This window comes from Methyloceanibacter sp. wino2 (assembly GCF_003071365.1).
GTDB lineage: Bacteria > Pseudomonadota > Alphaproteobacteria > Rhizobiales > Methyloligellaceae > Methyloceanibacter.
In genome coordinates this window covers 2,426,438-2,450,565 of sequence record NZ_CP028960.1, presented here as the reverse complement: position 1 = coordinate 2,450,565, position 24,128 = coordinate 2,426,438, and the positions used below count along the sequence as shown (strand labels likewise).

Sequence of the window (24,128 nt, the reverse complement as noted above, 5' to 3'; positions counted from 1 at the left end):
GACGGCGCGCATAACGTTACAAGTAACGATTGCGCCATGCGCATCGCCGCGCGATGCACTGAGGGAGAACCATGGCACGACGTCGACTCGTACCCGTGACCCGGAGCACCGGGCTCGGGCCCCTGCCACAGATGGTCGTAGAGACCGCTGGCGAGCACGCGCTGCATCGCGCTTTCAACAAACATGGCCTAGGGCCTGCCGCGGCGGAGCAGGACGATCTCTATCTGCCGCACACGGCAATGGTCGGCATCTTCGAACATGCCGCCAAACATATTGGCGCGCGCGACTTCGGACTGAACGTGGGACGTCGCATGCCCTATCCCAGCTATGGGCTATGGACGAAATACGTCGTCACCGGCGCGACTCTCATCGACGCCTTGAACCGATTATGTGATTCCGTACGCTTTCAACACACAGGCGCCATCGTCCGTTTGGAGCGCGAGGGAACCCATGTGGTTTTGCGCCATTACCCGCACAGTCTGGCCTATCCCAACACCCAGCATTCCGATCATTTGCTCTACCCGTTGCTGTATTTCCTGCAGCTCTATCTCGGTTCTCAGTGGTGGCCGGCTTGGTTCGAGCTCTGCTATCCGCGAGACGCCAATGCGAACGAGATCGAACGCCACTTTCCGTCGCCGATTCGCTTCGGCACGGGCAGAGTTGGCGTCGCCATGCCTGCAAGCTGCCTGACTGCGCGGCGAATTATTTCTCAAGAGTCCGTGTCACTCACCGACCTCGAGATCGAGGACCCCATCCAGCATTTCCAGGAACCGCTTCGTTCGATCATCGCCTTGGCGACGTTGCGGCTCATGGAAGGCAAGACCGATCTCGACGGAACCGCCCAGCTTGCCGGTGTGAGCACCAGGACTCTCCAGCGCAGTCTCAACGACGAAGGGATCAGCTATCGCGGGCTTTTGGATCGCGTCTGCGAACGGCGCGCCAAGCAACTGCTCACACAGTCGAACCTGACGATCACGCAGATCGCATTGGCTCTTGGCTACTCCGAGCATGCGAACTTCACCCGCGCGTTCACGCGCTGGACGGGGCAGCCGCCTCTTCAATACCGGCTGAGAATACGGGGCCGGTAGCAGAGCACATTCATCGGAGACAGCGTGGCTGCGTCCTCACGCTTGATACATCGGACACGCTTGCTGCCGGCACAAGGAACAGTGAGCAGGATCGTTTGCACCACTTCTCCGTTGCTGCAAGCGCAACACGAACATAGAGTTGTTGTCTCTTGTCATTTCACGCCGAGGTCAAATACGCCTCCGTGCTGAAGCTTTCACGTCCGCCCATGGCACCGCTGACACGCCCGACGAGTTTTGCACCTTTACGAAAGCTGCTTGTCGCGTGGGAGAGCGAACAGGCCCTGCAAAAGGCCTTTCAAGAAGAGAGCCTGCCACTCGTTACAACGGAACGCAGCGACTTGTTCGTGCCTACGACCGCTCTGGTTGGCGTTTTCGAGCGGGCGGCGCGAGCCACCGGCCGCCGGGATTTCGGATTTCGCGTCGGTGAGCAGCTGCAGCATCAGTCCTTCGGTTTATGGTCACAGTACTGCGCACAGGGCGCAACACTCGCCGATGCCCTGCGACGCCTTGGCGACACGCTAGCCTTCCATCAAAGCGGTGCGCGCTTCTCTATTGAGCGCAACGGCTCCATGGCGGTTTGGCGCTATCGGCGAAGTCAGTCGCCCAATGTCCACAAGCAACATTCCGACTATACCATTCCTCCCCTATTGAGCTTGCTCCGGTTTTATCTGGGGGCAGATTGGCTACCGTCCAGGATCGAACTCGACTACCCGCGCGATGCGGATGCCCGAGTCATCGAAACTCTGATGGCCGTGCCGGTCCAGTTTGCCCAGCCCACTCTCGGGATCGCCATTCCCCTTGAGCTACTCTCCAGGAAACGGCCATACTGGATTGGCAAGCCAATCACCGACATCGATGTAGCGGTCGCGGACGCCTTGCAGATCACCCACGAGCCCCTACGGTCCATCCTTGCGATCAGCATCCTACGGCTCATGGACGGCAAGACCGACATCGAAGGTACAGCGGCCATGGCGGAGATCAGCGTCCGTACCCTTCAGCGCTATCTGAACCGGGAAGGCCTCAGCTATCGTGACCTCTTGGAGCGGGTGCGCCTAAGGCGGGCCCGAGCTCTGCTTGAGCAAACGGATGTCTCTATTACCGAGATCGCCCTGTCGCTCGGCTATTCCGAACATGCCAACTTCACGCGTGCCTTTCGCCGGAGCACCGGACTGACGCCCGCCGAATTCCGGCACCACATGGGCCGGATCGGTCTGCGCAAGAACTCGTCTTGAAATCGACGCCCAGCTTGCTCACGCCGGTCATGTGTCCGGTCACTTGGGCGTCGTACCGCTCTGCGATAGAGTTCCGCATACGGAAACCAGAGCCGGGAATCGTGACCATGAGGGCCATCGGCATCGCCAAGCGCATCTCCGCCGCATGTTTCTGCGCAGCTGTACTGTTACCTCTGCCTGCGTCGGCCGAGGTGGAAGGAGCATGCGGCAAGGCCGCGGGCACCTTTCTCACCACCAATGAACTGGACAATAACGGCCGCACCGGCACGAGCCGCAGCTTGCTCGTGCTGACAAACGGCGGTCATGCCCTGCGGTTCGATTCCGACGAGGAGTCGGCAGCGATGGACACCCGCCCCTTCGGCAATAGCGCCGGCTCGTGGCGCTGCGACGGCGTTGACGACGACGGCACCGTGCGCCTCACCGTCACCACCCTGGACTTCACCTATGCAAACGCCGAAGGCGACACGGGACAGATTGCGCGGATCGATGCCACCGGCACCTATGCGCCGGAGACGGAGACCATGACCCTCAATGCGGCCCTGGCGTTCTTGCCCCTGAACGCCGAGGCCCAAAGTGCCGACGCTTTCTCGACGGCGCCGAGCAAGATCCTCATCACCCTGACCGGCAAGAGGATCGACCTGCCAAACGCGCCTTAGGCAAACCGCTGCGTCCGGCCCGGCAGGTCACTCACCGGCCGCCTCCTCATTTGGCTTCGCGGCCTGCACCTTGCCGATCGTGCCGCTGTCGGCGCCGAACCAGATCACGTCCGTCTTGGGCTCATACATCATGTGGCGCACCGTGCCGCCGCCGGAAGGAACGGGCGTGACCGATACGATCTCTTCCGCCTCCGTATCGAACTCCACGATCTGATTAGGCTGCGGCCCCGTTTCGGCGATCCAAACACGACCCGCGCTGTCGAGGGCCGTGCCATAGGGCAGGCTCTTGTCGCCGGCGGGAAGATCCCATTCCGCGAACGCCTTGGTCTTGGGATCGAAGCGGCCGAGTTTCCCGCGCACATAGTCGGAGTACCAAACCCGGCCATCGTCCGTGATCTCGAGACGGCGCGGCTGCGCGGCTGCGTCCGGAATGTCGTATTCGGTCAGGCTCAGCGACTCCGGGTCGATCGACGCCAGCTTGTTGGTCCCGAAAAGCGCGATCCAAGGCGTGCCATCGGGCGCGATCTTGATGCCGTAGGGACGCGCGCCCACAGTCGGAACCGGGATCAGATCCACCGTCCGGTCGGCGAGCCGCACGCGGCCAACAAAATTTCCATGCTGAACCGTGAACCAGATATGGCTCCCGTCCGCATCGAACACCAGCGTGTGCGGATCCTTGGCCTTCGGATCGGGCATTTCGATCCGCTCGATCGTGTCGGTCTTCGGATCGTACCGGCCGATATAGGCGTTGCGATTGCCCGCGAACCAAACGATGCCGCCGGCATCAACGATCAGATTGTGTGGACCGGCCCCTTCGCCGAGATCGCGCCGGAAGAACTTGCCGCTCGAAGGCGTGAGACGCCCCAAATAACCGTTCGCCTGCCCGACGAACCAGATCTCGTCGTCACCGGCGGCAAAGGGATCGCGCGGGCGCCCCTCGTAAGGCACCTTCCATTCCTGGATCTCAGCGGCGCCGCCGAAAGCGAACGAACTTTCCGGGTGTGCAACCGTGAGCGCCGCAGCCAAGGCGACGGCGGGGGCGATACCAAACCGCAAATCAGGACGAAACATCAGGACCTCCTCAGACACAGCTTCACATCAGGCAGGTTCAACCCATAACGAACAGTCCGGGTCCTGGTGTGACCAAACATGCCCTCCGTGATCAGGTTTCCGTGATCGCCGCTGCGTAGCTGCCACCCGTTCGCGGCTTCCGCTATACTGACGCACTCAGGCTGATGCTTCCGGAGCAACGATGCCGTCACGACGCCTATGCCATGCGGCCCTCGCGCTGCTGACCGTTCTAGCCACACACCTGGCGGTGACCGGCAGTTCCCTGGCACAAGAGGTGCCGTTCGACGACCAAGACCGTCCCTATTGCACCGAGGACGCGATGATCGTCTTTGATGCGTCGGGCTCCATGGCCGGCAACACGGTCCAGGGGCTGTTCAGCGACAAGTCCCGCATTGGCGAGGTCCGCGCCGCGCTGGCGCAAGTTCTTCCGGACGTCACACGGTTTCGGAGGGTGGGCCTTATCACTTACGGCCCCGGGCCCTATCAGCATTGCAATGTGCGGCTGAATTTTCCGCCAGAGCCGAATGCCAGCCAGCACATTCTCGGCATCGTCAACGAGATCAACCCCGCCGGTAAAACGCCGCTCGTCAATGCGGTGGTCGCTGCAGCGAGGATTTTCGAACATGTATCGGCGCCAGGGACGATTGTCCTGCTCACCGATGGTGAGGAGACGTGTGGCGGCGATCCTTGCGAACTCGGCAAGCTGCTCAAGCAGAAAAGCGAACATCTCACAGTTCACGTTATCGGCTATCAGCTCAGGAGCTTCCGCTGGACCGGCGCGCAGAGCTACCTCCAAACCAAGTGTCTCGCCGAGGAAACCGGCGGTTACTACATCACGGCCGACAACCGCGAGGACCTCATCGAGGCTTTCCGGAAGACGCTTGGCTGTCCCATGATGTCCGCCGTGCCCCACTCCGCCGTGCCCTACGGCGTATTGCGCTAGCCTGCGGCGTGCTCAGCTTTCTCTTTGTGGCGGGCCTGCTGGTCTGGGCCATGCCCCGCCTGAACCGGGCCGAGTCCTCTACTTTAGCCGGGGCGAAAACAGCAGCTTCACGTATGACCGCAGCAGCATGATCTGCCGCACCGTGATCGATGGCTCGGAAACAGCGCGCGACATGACGATGCCCCCCTCGATTACGGAGCTGACCATGTCGGCAAGATCGTCCGGTTCGACATCGTCGTGCGGCGGGTAGACCGCAATGATCGCATCGAACATCTTCCGGAACCTGCTGCGCCAGCCGAGGACCGCGCGGCGGTTGGCGTCCCGGACATCCGCGTTGAAAAGCCTGTCTTGATAGACGGCCGTCGCCACGATGCATCCGGGATGCCCGTTCGGCATGTCTTCGATCAGCTCGGCCAGCAATTTGAGGGCAATCAAAGCCACCTGCAGCGGATCGTCGGCAAGATCCTTTGCGCGCGCGAACACATCGTCGAAAAGCTGGTCTTCGACCTCGATGTGCCGCTCGATCAAGGCAGACGCCAGCGCGTTCTTGTCCCGGAAGTGATAGAAGAAGCCGCTCTTGGTCAGCTCAGCACTGGCTACGATCTCGTCGATCGACGTGGCATCGAACCCTTTCGTCAGGATGGCGTCCTGCGCGACATCAAGAATCTTCTTCCGTGTGTCTTCCCCGCGCGCCACGTATAGCTCCTCCAAAACCTAACCGGCGGTACAGTACCACCGGTACGGTTTTTCCGTACGTCATTGGCGGCATCTGCCCGGATGAATCCTCACAGCATTGAAATTGCGGCGTAAAATTGAAACTTCTTTCTGCACCGCAAGTCGCCTTGTGCCACCGCCACCAAGGTCTAAATACCGTGTCTCACCTTCGACACGACGAGGAGATGCACGATGGCCGATGTTGAGGCGCTGCTTAGGACCGACCGACCTTTCCTCACCGATGGCGGGTTCGAGACGTGGCTGTTTTTTCAGAAGGGCTTCGAAGCGCCGGAGTTCGCGGCCATTGTCCTGATGGACGACGAAGCCGCGCGCACCGCGATGCGCAGCTACTTCGACGAGTTCTTGTCGATGGCGGAACGCGCCGGCACCGGTTTCGTCCTCGACACCAATACCTGGCGCGGCGGCGGGCACTGGGGACCGGCTCTCGGCAAGTCCGAGTCCGATATGTTGCGGCTGACCGGCGACGCCGTCTCCTTCGCCAAGGGCCTCCGCGAGGCCTGGCAGTCACGGGTTGCGCCGATCCTGCTCAACGGCGTCATCGGCCCCGCCGGCGACGGCTATGCCGCCGATACGCAGCTGTCTCCGGAGGCGGCGCGCGACATGCACCGGCCGCAAATCGAATGTCTGGCTCGAGCCGGCGTCGACATGATCTCGGCCGTCACCATGCCCCATACGAGCGAGGCCATCGGCATTACGCGATGTGGGGCCGAGTTCGGACTCCCCGCGGTGATATCCTTTACGGTCGAGACCGACGGACATCTGCCCTCAGGCGAGTCGTTGGGCGAAGCCATCGCCAAGGTCGACACGGCGACCGGCAACGGGCCCCTCTACTACATGGTGAACTGCGCCCACCCGGATCATTTTGCCGAGGCCGTCTCCACCGGTGCGTCCTGGGTCGGGCGCATCGGCGGCGTCCGGGCCAACGCATCGCGCCGGAGCCATGCCGAAATCGACGAGGCCGAGACGCTCGACGACGGCGATCCCGAAGAGTTCGGCCTGCTCCATGTGGAGCTCGCCAAACGCCTACCGGGCCTGCGCGTGGTCGGCGGCTGTTGCGGCACGGATCATCGCCACGTGGCTTGCGTGTCGAAGCACCTGCACGAGAAGGCGGCGGCCTAGACCCGGCCGATCAAACTTCCACGCCCTTCTTCGCGTAGTAGGCCTTGATCGATGGGTCTTTCATGACCCGCTGGAAGTGCTCGACAAGTCCGGGCGCGATCTTCTCAACTAGGTCGGTCGGAACGTGGTCCATGATGCCCGACGTCATTTGCCGGATCAGCATCGCCACTTTGAGATCGGCGATGGTGAGGCGGTCGTCTGCGAAATACCGCCCCCCATGGTCGGCCAGGTTCTTGTTCAGCCGCTTGAGATAGAGCGGGAACATGCCCTCGACGAGCTCCTCGCGCCGCGCCTTCTTCTCGTCGTCCGGCATGAACATCGTCGGGACGATCACATTAAGCATGTCCTCCACGGCATCCATAGTCTCGTCGCACAACGCCGCTTGCCAGAAGTCCGACGGATAAAGTCCCGTCAGCTTGCCCACATAGCGGTTGATCGCATTCGACTGCGTCAGGACCTTGCCGTCGGCCACCAGCACCGGCAACGCACCGAAGGGCGTCCCGGCCTTCCGCTCGGGCCAGTCCGCCATCGGCACGCGGTCATCGTCGAAGGGAACCCCGCCCATTGCGAGTGCGAGCCGCGCGGGCTCGCCGCGCCCCCCGTGAAAATCGAAATAGGTCAGCTTCAAGTCGCTCATCTGCGTTTCCTCGCTCGTTCCCGGAGCCTCGTTCGTCCGGACTCCGATCAAATCTCGACGACCAAGCGGCCGCGGACCTTGCCAGCCAGGATATCGTGAGCCGCCGGAATAACCTCATCACAAGCGATTGTTCGGGTCATCGACGCGAGCTTGTCGAGATCGAGGTCCTTTGCCAGCCGGGCCCAGGCCTCGATCCGCCGCTCCTTCGGCGCATAAACCGAGTCGATGCCGAGCAGCGACACGCCCCGCAGGATGAAGGGCATGACAGTAGCCGGCAGGTCCATGCCGCCGGCTAGCCCGCAAGCAGCGACGGCACCGCCATAGCGCGTCATGGCGAGAGCATTGGCCAGCGTGGTCGAGCCAACGGTGTCGACGCCAACGGCCCAGCGCTCCTTCGCGAGCGGCCTGGCGCGCCCGCCAAGCTCGGCGCGATCGATGATCTCGCTTGCTCCGAGTGAGGTCAGGTAGTCGGCCTCCTCGACGCGCCCCGTCGAGGCGATCACCCGCCAGCCACGTCCCGCCAGAAGCGAGATCGCCACCGATCCAACCCCGCCGGCCGCGCCCGTGACGAGGGCATCTCCCTGGTCCGGCGTTATGCCGTGCCGTTCGAGGGCCAGCACACACAGCATCGCCGTGTAGCCGGCAGTGCCGATCGCCATCGCTTGGGCCCGCGAAAGACCTTGCGGCAGAGGCACGAGCCAATCGCCGTTCACCCGCGCTAGTTCCGCGTAGCCGCCAAGGTGGGTTTCCCCGAGCCCCCAACCGTTCAAGACGACCTCGTCGCCGGGGTTGAAGTCCGGATGGCCGGAGACTTCCACGATGCCGGAGAAATCTATCCCGCCGATCATGGGAAAACGCCGCACGACTGGCGCCTTGCCGGTGATCGCCAACCCGTCCTTGTAGTTGACCGTGGAATGGGTCACCCGGACCGTGACGTCGCCGTCCATGAGCGCGTCTTCCGGGAGTTCCCCCAACTTGGCGAGTATCCCGCTCTCAGATTTGTCGATGACGATTGCGCGCATTTAGAACCTCGAAGCACCGTTCGATCAGTGTGCAGCATAGTGTGCGGCGCGAAAAATACGCCAGGGTCGCGGCCCGGCATTGCACGTCGCCGAAGCCGCCGGATCAATCCCATATCCGGTTCGGATAGTGTCCCACGGCGTATTTGGAAGTCTTGCCCTTGATAAAGCATCCAAACAGGGCCCCCGTTATAAGGCCGCAAAAAAATCGCGGCGGGGCCAAGGCGCGCTTCTGCTGTGGCCTGAATGAGAAGTGCTAAGTCACGCATCACTAGGGAGAATTTGCAATGTCTAAATTCTGGGCCGCTCTCGTCGCGGTCATCATGCTTGCGGGAACGCCCGCCGTCGCCGCCGACTGGTCCGCCGGTTTCAAAACCTGTGATACCGACGGCAGCGGCACGGTGAGCCGCGCCGAGTGGAACTCGTGCGAGTCGAAGGTCGGCGACCCGACCATGAACCCGACCTTCCGCACGATGGACAAGGACACGAACAACAGCATCGACGAGGCAGAGTGGGCCGGCGGCGAAAAGCAGAAAATGGCCATCGGCAACAACTGTCAGAAGGCCGAAGGATCCTGGTGCCCGTGCCAGAACAATCCGGACGATCCGGCCTGCCAGAAGAACTAGCACCCCACACCCGTAGGGCGGCTTCAAAGGCGTTTGGCGGCAAGCCAAGCGCCTTTGTCGTATCTGGAGCGCGCCTTGATCTAGCGCGCAGGGTCCGGCAAACGCCGCCGCCGTACCGGCTCTTGCGGCCGGACAGTTGACCGAATCGCAGCTTCGGCCCGAGGATGACGAACGCCGCTCCGTCGCGGCGGTCTGAACGGGGGCCAAATTGCCGAACGCGGCACGGAAGGATGGGGCAAAGGGAACGGCAGGTTTCGTCCCCACGGCCCGGCTCGACGCGCTGACCGACGCGGTGTTCGCGTTCGCGATGACGCTGCTCGTCATCAATATCGAGCTGCCCGACGACTTCGACCCCAAGACGACGCACGCATTCCTGCAAGGGCTCGCGGGCCTGTCGGACACGTTCATCGCCTATCTCATCACCTTCGTCGTGCTCGTCGCCTTCTGGTCCGGCCGCGCGCAAGCCACATACGACCCGGAGATGGCGAGCCCGGCCTACGCGCGGGCGACGCTGTTCCATCTCCTGTGGGTGACGGTGCTGCCTTTCTCTATGCTGGCGGTGAGCCGCTACAACGTGGCCGGCGCCGTCTGGCTCTACGGCGCCAACATGATCCTGCTGGCCGTGACCGGCATACTCATTGCCCGTGCCGCCAAGCGCGACAGCGGCCACGCGGACGCGCATGACGGCCGCATCGAGTTTGCCCTCCTGATCGCCTCGGCGATCCTCTCTATGCTGATCAGCCTGGTCTCGACCGACTACGCCATGCTGGCCTATCTGCTCAACGTCGCCGCGCCTTATCTGCGGCGTCGTGTGGGTGGGTAGTCCTGGCGATGGATCCCTCACCCCGAACGACAGACGGCCTGCAGCTCGCGTCGCTTTGGCCGAGAGGTACGGTCAGTGTACGGCAGGTTTTGAGGCGTGGAAATACGTTGGTCGGCATATGTCCGCCTCATAGGGAAAGCAGACCATACTGGAACGTTGCACGTGCTCCGCTTACGGCGCCTTGCGCGGATCGTCACCAGGATCGACATAGGCGATGTCCCAGGGACCGGTCGCAATCAACAAAACGACAGACTCTTCATCATTCCACAGATAGTGCGGATGGTCCGCCGGCAACATGAAGCTCGAACCTACGTCGAGCAGCTCGCCCTTCTCTCGATCAAGCCGGCTCCCAAATCCGTTCCCGACCTTACCCTTCAGCACGGTCACTACCTCGGTGAAGGGATGAGTGTGGGCCGGAATGACGTAGTTGGCGGGAAACTTGAGATACGCGATGAAGACGCCTGCTTTGCTGGGGTCGCCCACCACCAAAGCACTCTTGGCTCCCTTGGGAAGGATCGGTTCGTCTTTCCAATCAATCGTACCTTCTTCGAATACCTTGTGCGCATCCGCAACCATGCGTTCGATTTGCTGATCGTCCGCAAACAGCGGACTTGCGAACATGCTCAACATTGCGGCCATTACCAACGTCTTCATTGGGCTCTCCTGATCCTGGTCGGGTTCGACGTTGCCACGCGTCGGTGGACGTCCATCAAGCAATTGTCAGTCGGGCAATCTTGTCGCCCACCAGTTCGAAGGTGTGATCGAGTTCGACCGGGCTGCCTGGGAAATCGCCCGAGACACGGCACGTAACCACGGCCAGATCCCCACGGCTTCCCAGCGCGAGCACATCTTGCCGAAAGCTGATTTGTCCCACCTCTTCACGCCAACGCAATATGTCTCGTCGGCCTCGATAAGTGCGTCGCTCGTCGGTAACGACACCCTCGTCGGTGAAACAATCAGCGATCTGCGAGGGTGTCGTGGCGGAAAAATAGCGAGCGATCGGCGTCGGCAGTTCGTCGGTCATCGTGCGCGTCCGTGTCATTGCTGTTCCGGCTATCTGTGAGTAATCTCGACAGAAGACAAGTACGCACGAAAAAGTTGGGTACTCACCACTAGGTAAGTAGGATGACCCTCGCCAACAAATACACTCGCTTCACGGCCGCCGAGGGGGTCGAGAACGCTCTGAAGATGCTGGAAGGGCGCTGGAAGCTGGTAATCCTGTTCCACCTTTTCGGCGGCCGCATCATGCGCTTCTCCGAGCTTGAGCGCGCGATTCCGGAAGTGTCACAGAAGATGCTAATCCAGCAGCTGCGCCAGATGGAGACCGACGGCATCGTCTATCGAACCGTTTATCCGGAAGTACCGCCGAAGGTCGAGTACGGCCTGACGGACTGGGGCCAAGCTCTATGTCCGGCGTTGGACGCGTTGCTCACTTGGGCTGAAGAACGCCCGGCAAATTGAATGAAGCACCCCCCCCCTTCCCCGCCGGCCGCGTGTCACTGAAGCGCCGCCTCGTGACATTTCACGTGAGCGTGCGGCCCAGCGATCAAGACGACCGGCGCAGCAAGGCGAAGGACCCGCACCCTCGGGCCTGCCACCCGATCAGTCTTCGCGCTCGAGCACGTGCAGGCGGCGGACCGTCAGCTCGTCGATCTCCACTTCGCCGAGTTTGAGCTTGTCCACGTCCGCTTTGCGGATTTTCAACCGGCCGATGGCAAGCACGCCGATGGCCAGAGCGCCGATCGCCAGCGCCCCGACGGCAAGCGCGCCCAGCGCGGCCGAGCCCGAGGCTACGGCACCCGTCGAGACGGCGCCCGCGGCAACACGCGGCACGCGGACCGGCGGCACTTCCAGGTCGCGGGTCTCGTCGCTGCGGCTTGTCATTGCCGTTCACCCTTGCTGTCGCGCGCGGCTAGGCTACGCAATTGCGGCTTTCAGCGCCACAATCCGTTAGCGTTTGCCTGTTAGTCTCGTCCGGACCATGGATGTCCTCCTGGCACGAAAAGGGAGGATCCCTGAGAACTGGAGAGCCTCATGGATCTGAGCACGCGCTATCTGGGATTTGAGCTAAAACATCCCATCGTGGCCTCGCCATCGCCGCTGACCCGCACGGCCGACGGCATCCGCTCGCTGATGGACGCGGGCGCGGCGGCCATCGTCATGGCATCGGTCTTCGAGGAGCAGATCATCGGGCGCGATGCCATCATGGATGAGCGTCTGGAAACGCTGCGCCAAGCCTCCAACCACAGCGACGTGCCCGTCATCGCCAGTCTGAACGGCGCAACGCCCGGCGCCTGGGTGAACTTCGCCGGCGATCTCGAAGCGGCCGGCGCGCGCGCCATCGAGCTCGATCTCTATCGCGTGCCGTCCGACCCCGGCGAGACGGGCCGCTCGCTGGAGCAGAGCTATGTGGACATTCTGCGCGCCGTCAAAGCGCAGGTTAAGGTGCCCGTGTCCGCCAAGCTCAGCCCCTATTTCAGCGCACCGGCGAACATGGCGAAGCAGCTCGCCGAGGCCGGTGCCGACGGGCTGGTCCTGTTCAACAGATTCTACGAAGGCGATTTCGATCTCGACACGATGCTCATGAAGCCGAACTTCTCCTTGAGCACGCCCGACGACATCCGCCTTCCCCTGATGTGGATCTCGCTTCTCTCCGGCCGGGTGAACGCCTCGCTGGCCGCGACCTCCGGCGTGTGGACCTATGCGGAGGTGGCGAAATATCTGCTGGTGGGGGCCGATGCCGTCATGACCACGTCGTCACTGCTGAAAGACGGCCCGCAGCATATCGGCGCGCTGGTGAGCGGCCTCCGCGACTGGATGGAGAGCCGAGGCTATGAGTCCGTGAGCGCCTTCCAGGGACGCTTCGCGGCCGCGCATCTCGAATACCCCTCGGCTTTCATGCGGGCGCATTACGGCGACATTCTCACGTCCGACCCCAAGGAGCACTAAGGACCATTCGTCCTGACGCCGGTTCAGTCTTCCTCGATATAGACTTCCGAGCCCATCTCGCGGAACTTCTCGCTCATCTCCGCCATGCCTTGCTCCTTGTCGTTGAGCTTTGCGGCGTAGTCGCGCACCTGCTGGGTGATCTCCATGGAGCAGAATTTCGGCCCGCACATGGAGCAGAAATGCGCGAGCTTGTGCGCCTCCTTCGGCAGGGTCGCGTCGTGGAACTGCCGCGCCGTGTCGGGATCGAGCGAGAGATTGAACTGGTCCTCCCAGCGAAATTCGAAGCGCGCCGTCGAAATGGCGTCGTCGCGGGCTTGCGCCGCCGGATGACCCTTGGCGAGGTCGGCCGCATGGGCGGCGATCTTGTAGGCCATCACGCCGTCCTTCACGTCGTCGCGGTCCGGGAGGCCCAGATGCTCCTTGGGCGTCACGTAGCAAAGCATGGCCGTGCCGAACCAGCCGATCATGCCGGCGCCAATGGCCGAAGTGATGTGGTCGTAGGCGGGCGCGATATCGGTCACGAGGGGGCCGAGCGTGTAGAACGGCGCCTCGCCGCATTCGCGCAGCTGCTTCTCCACGTTCACCTTGATTTTGTGCATGGGCACATGCCCCGGTCCTTCGATCATGACCTGGCAGCCCCGATCCCAAGCGATTTTCGTCAGCTCACCGAGTGTTTCCAGCTCAGCGAACTGCGCCCGGTCGTTGGCGTCCGCAATGGACCCCGGGCGCAAGCCGTCGCCGAGACTGAAGGACACGTCGTATTTGCGCATGATCTCGCAAATGTCCTCGAATCGCTCGTAGAGGAAGCTCTCCTTGTGATGAGCGAGACACCACTTGGCCATGATCGAACCGCCGCGCGACACGATGCCGGTGATGCGATCCGCCGTCAGATGGATGTAGCCGAGCCGCACGCCCGCATGGATGGTGAAATAGTCCACCCCCTGCTCGCACTGCTCGATCAGCGTGTCCTTGTAGACCTCCCAGTCGAGCTTGACGGGATCGCCATCCACTTTCTCGAGCGCCTGATAGATCGGCACGGTGCCGATCGGCACCGGCGCGTTGCGGATGATCCATTCGCGGGTGGTATGGATGTTGCGGCCCGTGGACAGATCCATGACCGTGTCGGCGCCCCAGCGGATCGCCCACACCATCTTCTCCACCTCTTCCTCGACCGACGACGTCACGGCGGAGTTGCCGATATTGGCGTTGATCTTAGTGAGGAAGTTGCGGCCGATGATCATCGGCTCCGATTCCGGGTGATTGATATTTGCCGGGATGATGGCTCGCCCCCGGGCCACCTCGTCGCGCACAAATTCGGGCGTGACAAATGCCGGCACGGCGGCGCCGAAGCTCTCGCCGTCGTCCAGCCGCGCTTGCGCTTCCTCGGCGGCGCGTTGGCGGCCGATATTCTCGCGATGGGCGATATAGACCATCTCCTCGGTCACGATCCCCGCGCGCGCCAGCTCCAGCTGTGTCACCGGCGCTCCGGGGAGGCCGCGCAAGGGTGAGCGTGTCACCTTGAAGGCTTCGGCGAGGTGTTTGTCGCCCACGCCGCCATTGTCCTCGGGCTTGATGTCGCGGCCCTCATAGGCCTCCACGCCGCCGCGGCCTTCGATCCATTCGGCACGCACCGGCGTCAGTCCCCGCTTCACGTCGATCTTCACGGCATCGTCCGTATACGGCCCCGAAGGATCGTAAACGCGAAAAGCCTCACCGTTGCTCAGCGCGATTTCGCGCAAGGGAACCTGGACATGCGCATGGCCCTCCGGGGCCGAATGCACCTTGCGGCTTCCGATCAGCGGACCGGTGGTCACTTGCGGGGACTTGATGAGGCGATGGCGAATAGAGTCGGGACGGTTCATAGGTTCATCTCAAGCAAAATATCCAAAGTAGCAAAGCACGGCGCCGATGATCAGCCAGACCACACCGCCGATAATCGCGGCACGTGGCTTGTCCAGCATGGCACGGCCGATTCTCTTGACCGCACTGAAGCAGAGCATGCGGATGGCGCCACCGATGACGGCCATCCAGCCGAACAGCGTGATGATGAGGCGCCAGTCGAAGACCCACACATTGTGGTTGAGCACAATGGCGAGACCCGCGGTCATCACCATAAAGCCGGTCACGTAAATCAGCGGAGGACTATCGAGAAACTGCCGCGCCATGTCCCGCTGCGCCTCCGGATTGACCAGAAGGCCGATCGCGGCCACGAGCATCACGGGGCCCATGAACTGCGCCAGAAAGACCGATGTATTCACGGCAAAATCTCCTGTCCCTTCGCCGGTACAAGCCGGATCAGGTTCTAAGGGTCTCCGCAGGTTCGCGGACTCTCAGCCCCACATGGGGCTCCCCTCGGACAAGAGTCACCTTACGCCGACCGCCCGCACTTCGAAAGGGGGCAGCGCGATCGTGATCGAACCGCACTGCCCTTCGCGCTCGCCGCACGCCGGCGGCGGCTCATAGGCCGAACACAGACCAAAGGGTCCGGCGCACGACTTGCGGCCTTAGGCCGCTGGGTCTAAGGCTGGCCATGAATATGCCTTGCTTCCTTACCAATAACGGGCGCCAGACGGGGCAGGGTTTCATTGGCCGCCGCGCAATAGAAGAGTGGACGAGAACGTGAGTCAGACCGCCAAGAGTTCCGGAAAAGCGCAAGATACTTCCGAGGATGCCGACGACACCTCGAAGAGCGGTAGCGCAAAGCTTCGCTGGATCGCGCTTGGTGTCCTGTTCGCGATCACGGTCATCGGTGTATTCGGCTATTGGCGCTACGCGGAGATCTATCCCTCGACCGACAATGCCTATACCGGCGCCGATATTGTGCGGATCGCGCCGCTTGTGGCCGGCCAGGTGATCGAAGTCTATGTCGAGGATGACCAGAAAGTCTCCAAGGGCGACCCCCTGTTCGACATCGACCCCGTGCCGTATGACGCTGCCCTGCGCGGCGCCCGCGCCCAGTTCGACGCAGCCGCCGATGCGGCCGGAACCGAAGGCGAACCGCTGAAGGAAGCGGCGGCCGAGATGGAAGCCAAGCGCGTCGCCCTGGTCGACGCCATCGGCAAATACCGCGCGGCCGAAAAAGCCCAGCGCGCGAACGGCGCCTCAAACGCAGCGGCCAGCCCCGCCGTGAAGAAAGCCCTCGTCGCAGTTCGTAAGGCAGAAGCCGCCTTTCAAACGGCTCATCAGGCCTTCAGCGAGGCGCAGGACATGAGCATGGTCGTCACCGTTCCCACGGCAAAACTTCGTGGGGCCGCCGCGCAGCTCGACAAGGCAACCGAGGATCGCGTGAAGACCCACGTGCTCTCGCCGGGTGACGGCTGGGTCTCCGATGTGCGCATCCGGCCCGGCGCGGTCATGAATGCCGGCATGCCGGCATTCCCGCTCGTGGAGTCGGGCCCCTGGTGGGTCAATGCGAATTTCAAGGAAACCGATCTTCAGCGCATCCGGAAAGGGCAGCCGGCGACCATCAAGCTGGACATGTATCCCGGCTACGCCATCGAGGGCACGGTTGAGAGCATCAGCACCGGCTCCGGCGCCCTCTTCTCGGTTCTGCCGCCGGAGAACGCCACCGGCAACTGGGTGAAGGTGACGCAACGCTTCCCGGTGCGGATCAGGATCGACGGCAAGCCGGATCCGAAGCGGCCCTTGCGCGTCGGCGCCACCGCCACGGTGACGGTCGATACGACGGGCGACGACAAGACGGCGGCACAGGCGAAGACCGGCGCGCAGGTGGATGACGCCCCGCAGAATACCGCGAGCGCGGGCACACAATGACCGATCGGCCGCGCGGGGGGACCGGCGGCCGAAGCGCCGGAGGGCAGCGTCGGTCGGGCCGCACGCCGAAAAAGTCGGCGGCAAAGACGGAAGCTCTCAAGTCTCAAAGTTCAACGTCTCAGACCAAAGAGGCCGCGCAAGCGTCCGCACCGGTCGAGACTCCTGCAAAAAAGCCGCGCAGTAGTACGCGCGCCGCGAAGCCTGCCGGCGGGGACACCCCTCCCCCGGCGGGAAAACAGACTCCGCCTCCACCGCCGCCCAAGAATCCGGACGCGCCTCCCGTGGCGCTTGTGGTCGCCGTGGTGCTCACGGCCATTCTGGAAGTGCTGGACATCACGATCGTCAATGTCGCCGTGCCCCATATGCTCGGCGCGTTCGCGGCCACGCCCGATCAGATCACCTGGATCCTGACCTCGTACATCGTTGCGGCGGCCGTCGTCGTGCCGCTCACCGGCTTCCTGTCCAACTGGCTCGGCCGCAGGCGGCTGCTGCTCGGATCGATCACCGGTTTCGTCATCTCCTCGGTCCTGTGCGGACTGTCCTGGAATCTGGAGAGCATGGTCGTGTTCCGGCTGGCGCAAGGCGTGTTCGGCGCGCCGCTCGTACCGCTCAGCCAAGCCATTCTGATGGACGCCTTCCCGCGCGATAAGCAAGGCCAGGCGCTGGCCATCTTCGGCCTCGGCATCATGGTCGCCCCGGTGATCGGGCCCTCCCTGGGCGGCTGGCTCACCGAGACCTATTCGTGGCGCATGGTGTTCTACATCAACATCCCGGTCGGGGTGTTGGCGCTCCTGCTCTCCGTCGGCTATCTGCCGAAGCGAGCCATCAAGGACATTACGACCGACTGGATGGGGCTCGCCCTCCTCATCGCCGCCGTAGGAACGCTGCAGCTGGTGCTGGATCAGGGGCATATGCGCGACTGGTTCGATTCGAAGCTCATCGTCGCCCTCACAATCATCTGCATCTTCACGACGGTCGCCTTCTTCATGCGCGGCTGGAACAAGACGAACAACATCATCGATCTGTCGCTCCTGAAGGATCGCAGCTTCGTCGCGGGCACACTGGCGATCACGCTGTTCGGCATCAGCCTGTTCGGCTGGATGGCGCTCATGCCGCTCCTCACGCAACGCCTTCTCGGCTATCCGGCCGACCTCGCCGGCATGCTGTTTATCCCACGCGGCCTTGTGAGCGCCGCCATGCTCGCCATCACGGGCGGCCTGTTGATGCGCTTCGTCGACCCGCGCTGGCTCATCGGCGGAGGGCTGATCCTGACAGCGGCCGGCACACTACCAATGGCGTTTTTCAACCTTCAGGTGGATCCCTGGGCCATCATTGCACCGACTCTTCTGGCTGGAGCGGGAACCGGCCTCTTTTTCGTGCCGCTCACGGCCGTTGCCTTCGCGGACGTGCCGAATTCAAAATACGATGAGGCAGCGGGAATCTATGCCTTGATGCGTGGAATCGGCGGATCGGCCGGCATCGCCATCGTGAGCTGGCTGTTTGTGCGCCAGGCGCATGTTCACTTCGCCGAACTCACTGCTCACATCACGCCCTATAACCGCGATCTCCTGCCCTACCTGACGGAGCGCGGGCTGACGCCGCAGGATCCGCAAGCAGGCGCAGCCGTGATGCAGGAGATCGCGCGGCAGGCGCAAATGCTCGCATTCGACGATATCTTCTGGTTCATCGGGATCTGCACCTTGGCCATCGTGCCGGTGGTCTTCTTCATGTCCCGGCCGAAGTCGACAGGCGTGGTGGTCGCGCACTAGCCGCGGCGCCCAGCCCTAATCGATCCGTCAGTGTTCGGCTGTGGCTACCAGCAGACTTTCGCGCCCGACGTGCAAACCGATGGCGACACTACGCCTCTCCAGCATGTCGTGTGGGCGGTCGATGTGATGATATCGGGCTTCTGGTAGAGGTCCGGCGTCACCTCCCCCCGCCAATACGGATTAGGCTTTGGCCGCGCCGGCGAGAGCGTGACCTGGCTCACGCGCCACTTCGCCTTCACGGCCTCGATCTCGTTTTTCAGAGCGGTCAGAGACGCTTGGACGGCGAATGACTTGAACGGTCCGTCATCGGTGGCAAACACGGTCGCACACCGAGCCTGAGCGCCTCCACTCTGTGCCATGACGAATCCAATCGCCGCGATTGTCAGTGCAAAGGCACGCCGATACGACACCATCGAAGCCTCCTTAGGATACGTTGACCGCTACCAGCAGACCTTGGCGCCGGACGTGCACACCGTTGGCGAGACCACGCCCGACCAGCAGATCGTGTGCCCCTGCGACGTGACCACATCGGGCTTCTGATAAAGGCTCGGGGACACGGAATCGCGCCAGTAAGGCTGCGGCTTCGCGCGCATGGGCGAGATGGAAACGCTGCGGAGGCGCTTCGAGGCCTTGAATTCCGCAATAGCTTCTTTGAGGGCGTTCTGAGACCGGGCGACCGCCGTCCTCTTGTCGACACCATCGGCTGTCCCGGACAACCCAACGCAGCCTGCTTGCGCGGTCGCGCCAAGAGACAGGCAGAACCCAGCCGCCACGAATGCCAGTGCAACGGCGCGCCAATACGACCTCATCGAAGCCTCCTTAGGACGTGTAGGATGGGAAAGTTGTACGAGCCGCAATCACCCGATTCCAGCCGCTTGCGCCCACCGCAAATGGGTTCTCCACTTCCTGTTACCCATCTGCCACAGTCTAAGGCCATTTTTAGAGCGAATTGGTCGTCAGCGCACGTCCTGCGCAGGAATATGAAGGTAGGTCGACATGTCCTCCAAGCTCGTTGTTGTGACCGGCGCCTCCAGCGGCATCGGAGAGGCCACGGCGCGGCGCTTCGGCCAGGCCGGTGCGCATGTGGTGCTGCTGGCCCGCGATGCCGAACGGCTGGAGCGCACGGCGCGCGAGGTGCGCGATGCGGGCGGCACGGCGACGGCGCTCGCCGTCGATCTGCAAAACAGAGCCGAAACGCTGGGCGCGGCGGCACGCATCTCGGGCGACATCGGGACGCCCGATCTTCTCGTCAACAATGCGGGCGTCGGCCGCTGGCGCCCCCTCGTCGAAACCGGTCCCGACGAAGCCGCCGCGATGATCGGCGTTCCCTACCTTGCCGCCTTCAATCTCACACGCGCCTTCGCGCCTGCCATGATCGAACGCCGCTCGGGGGGCATCGCCTTCGTGACGTCGCCCGCCTCCTATCTCGCATGGCCCAACGCGAGCGCCTATATCGCCGCACGCCGGGCGATCGCCGGATTCGCCGAGTCGCTGCAAAGCGAGCTGAAGCCGGCGGGAATTTTCGTCACCATCGTCGTGCTGGGGACCGTCGAAACTCCCTATTTCGAGAACAATCCCGGAAGCCGTGAAAACATCCCGGAACTCGACCCCCGGCTCGCGCCTGTGTTGACGGCAGAGCAGGCGGCGGAGGCCTTGTTCGAAGGCACAGAGCAAAAGAAGCGGTTTGTCGTGAAGCCGGCGATCTACCGGGCGCTGTTCGTCATGAACGCGCTGTTTCCGAAAACGGTCGCCAGCCAAATTCGACGCGCCGCCAAGAAGGCCCGTAAGGCCGGCGCCTAGCGCCGCAGCATGCCGAGCCGCTTCAGAATGTAGAAGACGAGGCCCGACGCGCCGATCAGCAGCAGCATGGTCACGATGAAGCCCGAGCGGTCGTGCTCCAGCGGCAAGCCGCCGACATTCATGCCGAAGATCGACGAGATCACGCCGGCAGGCAGAAACACCGTCGTCACGATCGTCAGCAGTTGAAGGTTGCGGTTGGTCTGGTCGGTCATCCGCAGCGAAACCTCTTCCTGCAGCAGGTGCGCGCGATCCCGCAAGGCGACCATCTCATGATCGAGCCAGTCGAGCCGCTGCGCGATATGGCTCGTTTTGAGCACGTGGGCTTTGCCCGTGGTTTGCCAGGCATTCTGCTCGAACCGTCCGATCACGGACCGTTGCGTCGACAACAGCCGGTGCAGCCGCACGGCAAGACGCCGGCATTTGGCCAGCCGTTTGGGGATATCGTCCTCGAGATCAACGATCAGGCGTTCCTCGATGAAGTCCAGCTCGTCGCTGATGGCCTCCGACTTCTCCTCGACGCCTGTCGTGACTTGCATGAAGATCGACTCGAGCAAGGCCGTATGGTTCTTGGGGTTTTGGCCGGACCGAAGCGACTTCCGCACGGCTTCGATCGAATGCAGGCCGTCCCGGCGCCCGGTAATCAGAAGTTTTTCCGTGGCCACGAAGTGTAGCAGTCCGAGTTCGTCCGAAAGGCCTTCGAGCCGATAGACCAAATCCGCGAAGACCCCGTAGACACAGGCATCGTCCGCGTGCAGCTGCTGGCGATCGCCGACGGACAACAGTAGATCTAGGGCTGCCTTGGGCAGGTCGGGGACATGGGCGCGCAGATAGGGCGCGACGCGGGCGTCGGCCAGGTTGACGTGTACCCAAAGCCAGCCATCGTCGCCGCTGTGGCCGAGCGCACCGGGCGGCAACATGCACTCGGAAAGCTCCTGCGATGCCCCGTCGGCGCTGAAGCGGAACGCCCAGACAAGTCCCGGGCAACAGTCCGAGGATGGCGCCGCAGCCGGGGGCGGCACCGAAACGGTTGAGGGCTTAGCGGCCTGAGTTTGCGACATGTTCTCCTCTCGACGTGTGAGGAGAGACTCCAAACATTGCACTCTTGTGACAGTCGTTTGGGCGCCCGGCCCGCACGCGTGGACGGCGCTAGGGGGTTGCCGGAATGGCGAGCAACGACTTGATGGCCGAACGAGGCCTGGCAAGGTCGGCCAGGGTGTAGCCGTCCAGAACGTTTAGGAAGGCCTCGCCCGCTCGGTGCAGGGCCTTACGCAGCACGCAGCACCGCTCGATGGCGCAGCCTTCATCGAGCGGCGGGAAGCACGGCACCAGCGCCATGTCCGGTTCCGTATGGCGCACTACGTCGCCCAAAGAGATGCGCTCCGGCCGGCGGGCAAGGCGGAGGCCGCCGCCCCTGCCCCGGACCGTCTCCACATAACCGGCAACGCCGAGCTCGTACGCGACCTTTGTCAGATGGTTCTTCGAGATCCCATATGCGTTGGCGACTTCGGCGATGGTCGCCAGATCGCCATCCTTGACCGCGACATACATCAGCAGCCGCAGCGCATAGTCGCTATAGACGGTGAGACGCATGGCGATCTCCTCTCGGCTAAAACATATATTTTCAATATTGCTTTATATCAAGCCGCGCGATAAAAGTCGCATCTACGGTACATCTTTCTGGTCCTGCGATGGAGCTGAACATGACGGACTACCCCGGCGTGGATTGTGTCACTCAAAATTCCAGCGAAACGCCGCTGACGGACGACGGCATCCGGCTTCTGGTCGACCGCTTCTACGTCAAGGTACGTCAAGACGCTTTGCTCGGTCCGGTCTTCACCCGCGCCATCGCCGACGATGCGTGGCCCCAGCACCTCGCCACCATGCGCGATTTCTGGTCGTCGGTGATGCTGACCTCGGGGCGCTATCACGGCAACCCCGTCGCCACCCACCGGCGCCTCGACGGTATCAAGCCGGCGCATTTCGAGCGCTGGCTCGCCCTGTTCGGCGAAACCTGCCGGGAGCTGTTCGGCGACCAGACAGCGGCGACCTTCATGGACAAAGCCACCCGGATCGCCACGAGCCTCCAGCTCGCGATGTTCTATCGGCCCGAGAATGATGCGCCGGCGCCGCGGCGGACGCGCGCCGCCGGCGCCTAGCGGTGCTCCTCGACGCTTGTGGCAATGAGTTCCTTGTTGAAAGCGCGTAGCGCGTGAGCCTGTGACAGCCTGCCGACGATCCGGCTGCGATCGTGCGGATCCACGACAGGCAAGATTTCGGCGCCCAGCGTGTCGAAGGCGCGCAACGCCGTTTCCAGCGTCTCGTTGGACGGAATCGCGTGCTCGCGATCGCCTTCGGGAAGCTCGGTCGCTTCGTCCTCGGTCAAGGGGCGCATGATGTCCGCCACGTGCAGATCCCGCATGATGGTGCGATGGGGCCCCTCGTGGAGGACGATGCCGCGGGATTCCAGTTGGGCCTGGAACAGAGAGCGGCCGAGGATGGCTTGATTGATGCCATTGGCCACGGCGACCGTCAAAAGCAGCGCAAGGCTCAATTCGAAACCGCCGGTCAGCTCGAACACCATCACCGTCGTCGAAATCGGTGCGCCAAGCACGGCTGCCGCCACGGCCCCCATGCCGAGAATGGCGTAAAGCCCCTCGCTCGAGCCGACCTCCGGCACCGCCGCGGCCGCGATGAGACCGAAGGCGCCGCCGGTCATGGCACCGAGATAGAGGGCCGGTGAAAACACCCCGCCACCGAAGCGCGAGCTCAGCGTGATGGCCGTCGCCACGGTCTTGAGCCCGATCAGCAGCAGCATCATGCCGATGGTCAGCTGATCCTTCAGCGCCGCATCCGTGGTGTCGTAGCCCACGCCCAGCACCTCGGGAAACCAGATGGCGATGATACCCACCATCAGGCCACCGATCACCGGCCGCATGACGAGCGGAATGTTGACGTTGCGCGCCGCCCAGTCGGTGCTGAGGATGGTCAGTTGAAAGACGACTGCGACGGCGGCGGCGACAATGCCGAGCAGAATGAAGGCCGGCACTTCGAGATAGGAGGCAATGCTGTAGCTCGGCACGATGAACGCCGCGACATTCCCGAACCAGGCCTGCGACACGATCGTGGCCACAACGGAGGAGAGCACCAGCGGCACGAACGTCCGGATCGAGAAGTGACCCAGGATGACCTCCTGCGCGAACAGCACGCCCGCGATCGGCGCGTTGAACGAGGCCGCGACCGCACCAGCCGCGCCCGAGGCCAACAGCGTCCGCCGTGCCGCATTGGGCAGATTGAGGTTTTCGGAAAAGGCCACGGCAATGCTGGCGCCGAGATGGACGATCGGCCCCTCACGGCCGGCGCTGCCGCCGCACCCCAGCGAGAGCGCGCTCGTCACGGCGCTGATCAGGCCCTGGCCAAGATGAAGGCCGCGCCCGCCGTTGATACGCGCCTCCATGACATCCGGCACCGCCACGGTCCGTTTGGCCGTCAGCGCATAGCGCAGCAGCAGCCCGACGAACAGACCGCCCACGGCGGGCGCCAGCATGACGACCCACCAGGGCTGGTGCCGCGCCGCTGCCGCCACGTGTTCCGACATGGTGTGGAGCCAAGGCCACTGGAAGACGCCGATAGCAAGACGGAACAGGATTGCCGCGATCCCCGTGGCCAGCCCGATCAGCGGCGCCAGGAGCCAGACGGTCGTCTGCCGTGTCTCCTGGAAATGCTTGAGATTAGGGATCGTCCAGCGTCGGGCCGTATCCAGGAGTTGGGCGCGTCTCAAAGCCATAGAATGGGTTTAAGGTTGCGCGCCTCCCCACTCAAGCAATTGTGGCGCTCAATGCACCGGTTGGACGGCGCTCCGGACGGCCCCGGCCCTCGCCAGCAGGAAT

General features: G+C 63.1%; 27 protein-coding genes and 1 riboswitch. Of the genes, 13 read left to right on the top strand and 14 right to left on the bottom strand.

What is annotated here, in order from left to right; genetic code table 11:
- The first annotated feature begins 71 nt into the window (after positions 1-71).
- From DCY11_RS11530 to DCY11_RS11520, 3 genes are all read left to right on the top strand, one after another.
- Positions 72-1,088, top strand: coding sequence for an AraC family transcriptional regulator (locus DCY11_RS11530; protein ID WP_108683005.1), 1,017 nt, complete (start codon positions 72-74; stop codon positions 1,086-1,088).
- A 206-nt stretch (positions 1,089-1,294) separates the two neighbouring features.
- Entirely contained in the window at positions 1,295-2,320 is a 1,026-nt protein-coding gene (locus tag DCY11_RS11525; RefSeq protein WP_108683004.1) for an AraC family transcriptional regulator, read from the top strand.
- A 107-nt stretch (positions 2,321-2,427) separates the two neighbouring features.
- Positions 2,428-2,976 (top strand): hypothetical protein, encoded by a 549-nt coding sequence (locus DCY11_RS11520; RefSeq protein WP_108683003.1) that lies wholly within the window; start codon positions 2,428-2,430, stop codon positions 2,974-2,976.
- A 27-nt stretch (positions 2,977-3,003) separates the two neighbouring features.
- Here DCY11_RS11520 and DCY11_RS11515 read toward each other — a convergent pair whose 3' ends face one another.
- A complete protein-coding gene (locus DCY11_RS11515; RefSeq protein WP_159079979.1) occupies positions 3,004-4,047 on the bottom strand; it encodes a lyase in 1,044 nt (347 codons plus the stop codon).
- Positions 4,048-4,228: 181 nt separating this feature from the next.
- Here DCY11_RS11515 and DCY11_RS11510 point away from each other — a divergent pair, with 181 nt between their 5' ends.
- Positions 4,229-4,990, top strand: a complete 762-nt coding sequence (locus DCY11_RS11510) for a VWA domain-containing protein (RefSeq protein WP_108683001.1) — start codon at positions 4,229-4,231, stop codon at positions 4,988-4,990.
- 78 nt (positions 4,991-5,068) lie between these two features.
- Here the strand turns inward: DCY11_RS11510 and DCY11_RS11505 are convergent, their stop codons facing one another.
- Positions 5,069-5,686, bottom strand: coding sequence for a TetR/AcrR family transcriptional regulator (locus tag DCY11_RS11505; protein WP_108683000.1), 618 nt, complete (start codon positions 5,684-5,686; stop codon positions 5,069-5,071).
- Positions 5,687-5,896: 210 nt separating this feature from the next.
- On the opposite strand from DCY11_RS11505, the gene DCY11_RS11500 reads away from it, so the two are divergent.
- Positions 5,897-6,844, top strand: coding sequence for a homocysteine S-methyltransferase family protein (locus DCY11_RS11500; protein WP_108682999.1), 948 nt, complete (start codon positions 5,897-5,899; stop codon positions 6,842-6,844).
- A gap of 10 nt (positions 6,845-6,854) precedes the next feature.
- Here the strand turns inward: DCY11_RS11500 and DCY11_RS11495 are convergent, their stop codons facing one another.
- Together DCY11_RS11495 and DCY11_RS11490 are read right to left on the bottom strand one after the other, a co-directional pair.
- Positions 6,855-7,481: a glutathione S-transferase gene (locus DCY11_RS11495; RefSeq protein WP_108683812.1), complete on the bottom strand. Its 627-nt coding sequence runs from the start codon at positions 7,479-7,481 to the stop codon at positions 6,855-6,857.
- 47 nt (positions 7,482-7,528) lie between these two features.
- On the bottom strand, positions 7,529-8,503 hold the full coding sequence (locus DCY11_RS11490; RefSeq protein WP_108682998.1) for an MDR family oxidoreductase: 975 nt from the start codon (positions 8,501-8,503) through the stop codon (positions 7,529-7,531).
- A 284-nt stretch (positions 8,504-8,787) separates the two neighbouring features.
- On the opposite strand from DCY11_RS11490, the gene DCY11_RS11485 reads away from it, so the two are divergent.
- Together DCY11_RS11485 and DCY11_RS11480 are read left to right on the top strand one after the other, a co-directional pair.
- Positions 8,788-9,126, top strand: a complete 339-nt coding sequence (locus DCY11_RS11485) for an EF-hand domain-containing protein (RefSeq protein ID WP_108682997.1) — start codon at positions 8,788-8,790, stop codon at positions 9,124-9,126.
- A 208-nt stretch (positions 9,127-9,334) separates the two neighbouring features.
- Complete coding sequence (locus DCY11_RS11480; RefSeq protein WP_108682996.1) at positions 9,335-9,949, top strand: TMEM175 family protein; 615 nt, start codon at positions 9,335-9,337, stop codon at positions 9,947-9,949.
- A gap of 171 nt (positions 9,950-10,120) precedes the next feature.
- Here the strand turns inward: DCY11_RS11480 and DCY11_RS11475 are convergent, their stop codons facing one another.
- Positions 10,121-10,603: a cupin domain-containing protein gene (locus DCY11_RS11475; protein WP_108683811.1), complete on the bottom strand. Its 483-nt coding sequence runs from the start codon at positions 10,601-10,603 to the stop codon at positions 10,121-10,123.
- Between the two features lie 55 nt (positions 10,604-10,658).
- A complete protein-coding gene (locus DCY11_RS11470; protein ID WP_159079978.1) occupies positions 10,659-10,973 on the bottom strand; it encodes a nuclear transport factor 2 family protein in 315 nt (104 codons plus the stop codon).
- 101 nt (positions 10,974-11,074) lie between these two features.
- On the opposite strand from DCY11_RS11470, the gene DCY11_RS11465 reads away from it, so the two are divergent.
- On the top strand, positions 11,075-11,410 hold the full coding sequence (locus tag DCY11_RS11465) for a helix-turn-helix domain-containing protein (protein ID WP_108682994.1): 336 nt from the start codon (positions 11,075-11,077) through the stop codon (positions 11,408-11,410).
- A 141-nt stretch (positions 11,411-11,551) separates the two neighbouring features.
- Here DCY11_RS11465 and DCY11_RS11460 read toward each other — a convergent pair whose 3' ends face one another.
- On the bottom strand, positions 11,552-11,833 hold the full coding sequence (locus DCY11_RS11460) for a hypothetical protein (protein WP_108682993.1): 282 nt from the start codon (positions 11,831-11,833) through the stop codon (positions 11,552-11,554).
- 150 nt (positions 11,834-11,983) lie between these two features.
- On the opposite strand from DCY11_RS11460, the gene DCY11_RS11455 reads away from it, so the two are divergent.
- Positions 11,984-12,898: a diguanylate cyclase gene (locus tag DCY11_RS11455; protein ID WP_108682992.1), complete on the top strand. Its 915-nt coding sequence runs from the start codon at positions 11,984-11,986 to the stop codon at positions 12,896-12,898.
- Between the two features lie 23 nt (positions 12,899-12,921).
- On the opposite strand, the gene thiC is transcribed toward DCY11_RS11455, so the two are convergent.
- Complete coding sequence (gene thiC, locus DCY11_RS11450) at positions 12,922-14,760, bottom strand: phosphomethylpyrimidine synthase ThiC (RefSeq protein WP_108682991.1); 1,839 nt, start codon at positions 14,758-14,760, stop codon at positions 12,922-12,924.
- 9 nt (positions 14,761-14,769) lie between these two features.
- Positions 14,770-15,156 carry a hypothetical protein gene (locus DCY11_RS11445; protein ID WP_108683810.1) on the bottom strand — a complete coding sequence of 129 codons (387 nt, stop codon included), beginning with the start codon at positions 15,154-15,156 and terminating at the stop codon, positions 14,770-14,772.
- Positions 15,153-15,261, bottom strand: a riboswitch (TPP riboswitch). Its footprint overlaps the gene before it by 4 nt.
- 256 nt (positions 15,262-15,517) lie before the next feature.
- Between DCY11_RS11445 and DCY11_RS11440 the strand changes: the two genes are divergently transcribed.
- Together DCY11_RS11440 and DCY11_RS11435 are read left to right on the top strand one after the other, a co-directional pair.
- Complete coding sequence (locus tag DCY11_RS11440) at positions 15,518-16,672, top strand: HlyD family secretion protein (RefSeq protein ID WP_159079977.1); 1,155 nt, start codon at positions 15,518-15,520, stop codon at positions 16,670-16,672.
- 281 nt (positions 16,673-16,953) lie between these two features.
- Positions 16,954-18,441, top strand: a complete 1,488-nt coding sequence (locus DCY11_RS11435) for a DHA2 family efflux MFS transporter permease subunit (RefSeq protein WP_208430456.1) — start codon at positions 16,954-16,956, stop codon at positions 18,439-18,441.
- Between the two features lie 44 nt (positions 18,442-18,485).
- On the opposite strand, the gene DCY11_RS11430 is transcribed toward DCY11_RS11435, so the two are convergent.
- Entirely contained in the window at positions 18,486-18,800 is a 315-nt protein-coding gene (locus DCY11_RS11430; RefSeq protein WP_159079976.1) for a hypothetical protein, read from the bottom strand.
- 81 nt (positions 18,801-18,881) lie between these two features.
- Entirely contained in the window at positions 18,882-19,250 is a 369-nt protein-coding gene (locus DCY11_RS11425; protein WP_159079975.1) for a hypothetical protein, read from the bottom strand.
- Between the two features lie 187 nt (positions 19,251-19,437).
- Here DCY11_RS11425 and DCY11_RS11420 point away from each other — a divergent pair, with 187 nt between their 5' ends.
- On the top strand, positions 19,438-20,241 hold the full coding sequence (locus DCY11_RS11420; RefSeq protein WP_108682986.1) for an SDR family oxidoreductase: 804 nt from the start codon (positions 19,438-19,440) through the stop codon (positions 20,239-20,241).
- Here the strand turns inward: DCY11_RS11420 and DCY11_RS11415 are convergent.
- Positions 20,238-21,299, bottom strand: coding sequence for a CorA family divalent cation transporter (locus tag DCY11_RS11415; RefSeq protein WP_108682985.1), 1,062 nt, complete (start codon positions 21,297-21,299; stop codon positions 20,238-20,240). The two genes, DCY11_RS11420 and DCY11_RS11415, sit on opposite strands and share 4 nt — an antisense overlap.
- A gap of 88 nt (positions 21,300-21,387) precedes the next feature.
- Complete coding sequence (locus tag DCY11_RS11410) at positions 21,388-21,831, bottom strand: Rrf2 family transcriptional regulator (RefSeq protein WP_108682984.1); 444 nt, start codon at positions 21,829-21,831, stop codon at positions 21,388-21,390.
- 110 nt (positions 21,832-21,941) lie between these two features.
- Between DCY11_RS11410 and DCY11_RS11405 the strand changes: the two genes are divergently transcribed.
- Positions 21,942-22,397, top strand: a complete 456-nt coding sequence (locus tag DCY11_RS11405; RefSeq protein WP_174202150.1) for a group III truncated hemoglobin — start codon at positions 21,942-21,944, stop codon at positions 22,395-22,397.
- Here DCY11_RS11405 and DCY11_RS11400 read toward each other — a convergent pair.
- The gene (locus tag DCY11_RS11400; RefSeq protein WP_108682983.1) at positions 22,394-24,025 is read right to left on the bottom strand and encodes a chloride channel protein; all 1,632 of its coding nucleotides are present in this window, start codon (positions 24,023-24,025) and stop codon (positions 22,394-22,396) included. The genes DCY11_RS11405 and DCY11_RS11400 overlap by 4 nt on opposite strands.
- Between the last annotated feature and the right edge of the window lie 103 nt (positions 24,026-24,128).

What these genes read in the sequence shown, in the direction of transcription:
- DCY11_RS11530 (WP_108683005.1), top strand. Translation starts at nt 72, where the DNA reads ATGGCACGACGTCGACTCGTACCCGTGACCCGGAGCACCGGGCTCGGG.
- DCY11_RS11525 (WP_108683004.1), top strand. Translation starts at nt 1,295, where the DNA reads ATGGCACCGCTGACACGCCCGACGAGTTTTGCACCTTTACGAAAGCTG.
- DCY11_RS11520 (WP_108683003.1), top strand. Translation starts at nt 2,428, where the DNA reads ATGAGGGCCATCGGCATCGCCAAGCGCATCTCCGCCGCATGTTTCTGC.
- DCY11_RS11515 (WP_159079979.1), bottom strand. Translation starts at nt 4,047, where the DNA reads ATGTTTCGTCCTGATTTGCGGTTTGGTATCGCCCCCGCCGTCGCCTTG.
- DCY11_RS11510 (WP_108683001.1), top strand. Translation starts at nt 4,229, where the DNA reads ATGCCGTCACGACGCCTATGCCATGCGGCCCTCGCGCTGCTGACCGTT.
- DCY11_RS11500 (WP_108682999.1), top strand. Translation starts at nt 5,897, where the DNA reads ATGGCCGATGTTGAGGCGCTGCTTAGGACCGACCGACCTTTCCTCACC.
- DCY11_RS11495 (WP_108683812.1), bottom strand. Translation starts at nt 7,481, where the DNA reads ATGAGCGACTTGAAGCTGACCTATTTCGATTTTCACGGGGGGCGCGGC.
- DCY11_RS11490 (WP_108682998.1), bottom strand. Translation starts at nt 8,503, where the DNA reads ATGCGCGCAATCGTCATCGACAAATCTGAGAGCGGGATACTCGCCAAG.
- DCY11_RS11485 (WP_108682997.1), top strand. Translation starts at nt 8,788, where the DNA reads ATGTCTAAATTCTGGGCCGCTCTCGTCGCGGTCATCATGCTTGCGGGA.
- DCY11_RS11475 (WP_108683811.1), bottom strand. Translation starts at nt 10,603, where the DNA reads ATGAAGACGTTGGTAATGGCCGCAATGTTGAGCATGTTCGCAAGTCCG.
- DCY11_RS11470 (WP_159079978.1), bottom strand. Translation starts at nt 10,973, where the DNA reads ATGACCGACGAACTGCCGACGCCGATCGCTCGCTATTTTTCCGCCACG.
- DCY11_RS11465 (WP_108682994.1), top strand. Translation starts at nt 11,075, where the DNA reads ATGACCCTCGCCAACAAATACACTCGCTTCACGGCCGCCGAGGGGGTC.
- DCY11_RS11460 (WP_108682993.1), bottom strand. Translation starts at nt 11,833, where the DNA reads ATGACAAGCCGCAGCGACGAGACCCGCGACCTGGAAGTGCCGCCGGTC.
- DCY11_RS11455 (WP_108682992.1), top strand. Translation starts at nt 11,984, where the DNA reads ATGGATCTGAGCACGCGCTATCTGGGATTTGAGCTAAAACATCCCATC.
- thiC (WP_108682991.1), bottom strand. Translation starts at nt 14,760, where the DNA reads ATGAACCGTCCCGACTCTATTCGCCATCGCCTCATCAAGTCCCCGCAA.
- DCY11_RS11430 (WP_159079976.1), bottom strand. Translation starts at nt 18,800, where the DNA reads ATGGCACAGAGTGGAGGCGCTCAGGCTCGGTGTGCGACCGTGTTTGCC.
- DCY11_RS11425 (WP_159079975.1), bottom strand. Translation starts at nt 19,250, where the DNA reads ATGAGGTCGTATTGGCGCGCCGTTGCACTGGCATTCGTGGCGGCTGGG.
- DCY11_RS11420 (WP_108682986.1), top strand. Translation starts at nt 19,438, where the DNA reads ATGTCCTCCAAGCTCGTTGTTGTGACCGGCGCCTCCAGCGGCATCGGA.
- DCY11_RS11415 (WP_108682985.1), bottom strand. Translation starts at nt 21,299, where the DNA reads ATGTCGCAAACTCAGGCCGCTAAGCCCTCAACCGTTTCGGTGCCGCCC.
- DCY11_RS11410 (WP_108682984.1), bottom strand. Translation starts at nt 21,831, where the DNA reads ATGCGTCTCACCGTCTATAGCGACTATGCGCTGCGGCTGCTGATGTAT.
- DCY11_RS11405 (WP_174202150.1), top strand. Translation starts at nt 21,942, where the DNA reads ATGACGGACTACCCCGGCGTGGATTGTGTCACTCAAAATTCCAGCGAA.
- DCY11_RS11400 (WP_108682983.1), bottom strand. Translation starts at nt 24,025, where the DNA reads ATGGCTTTGAGACGCGCCCAACTCCTGGATACGGCCCGACGCTGGACG.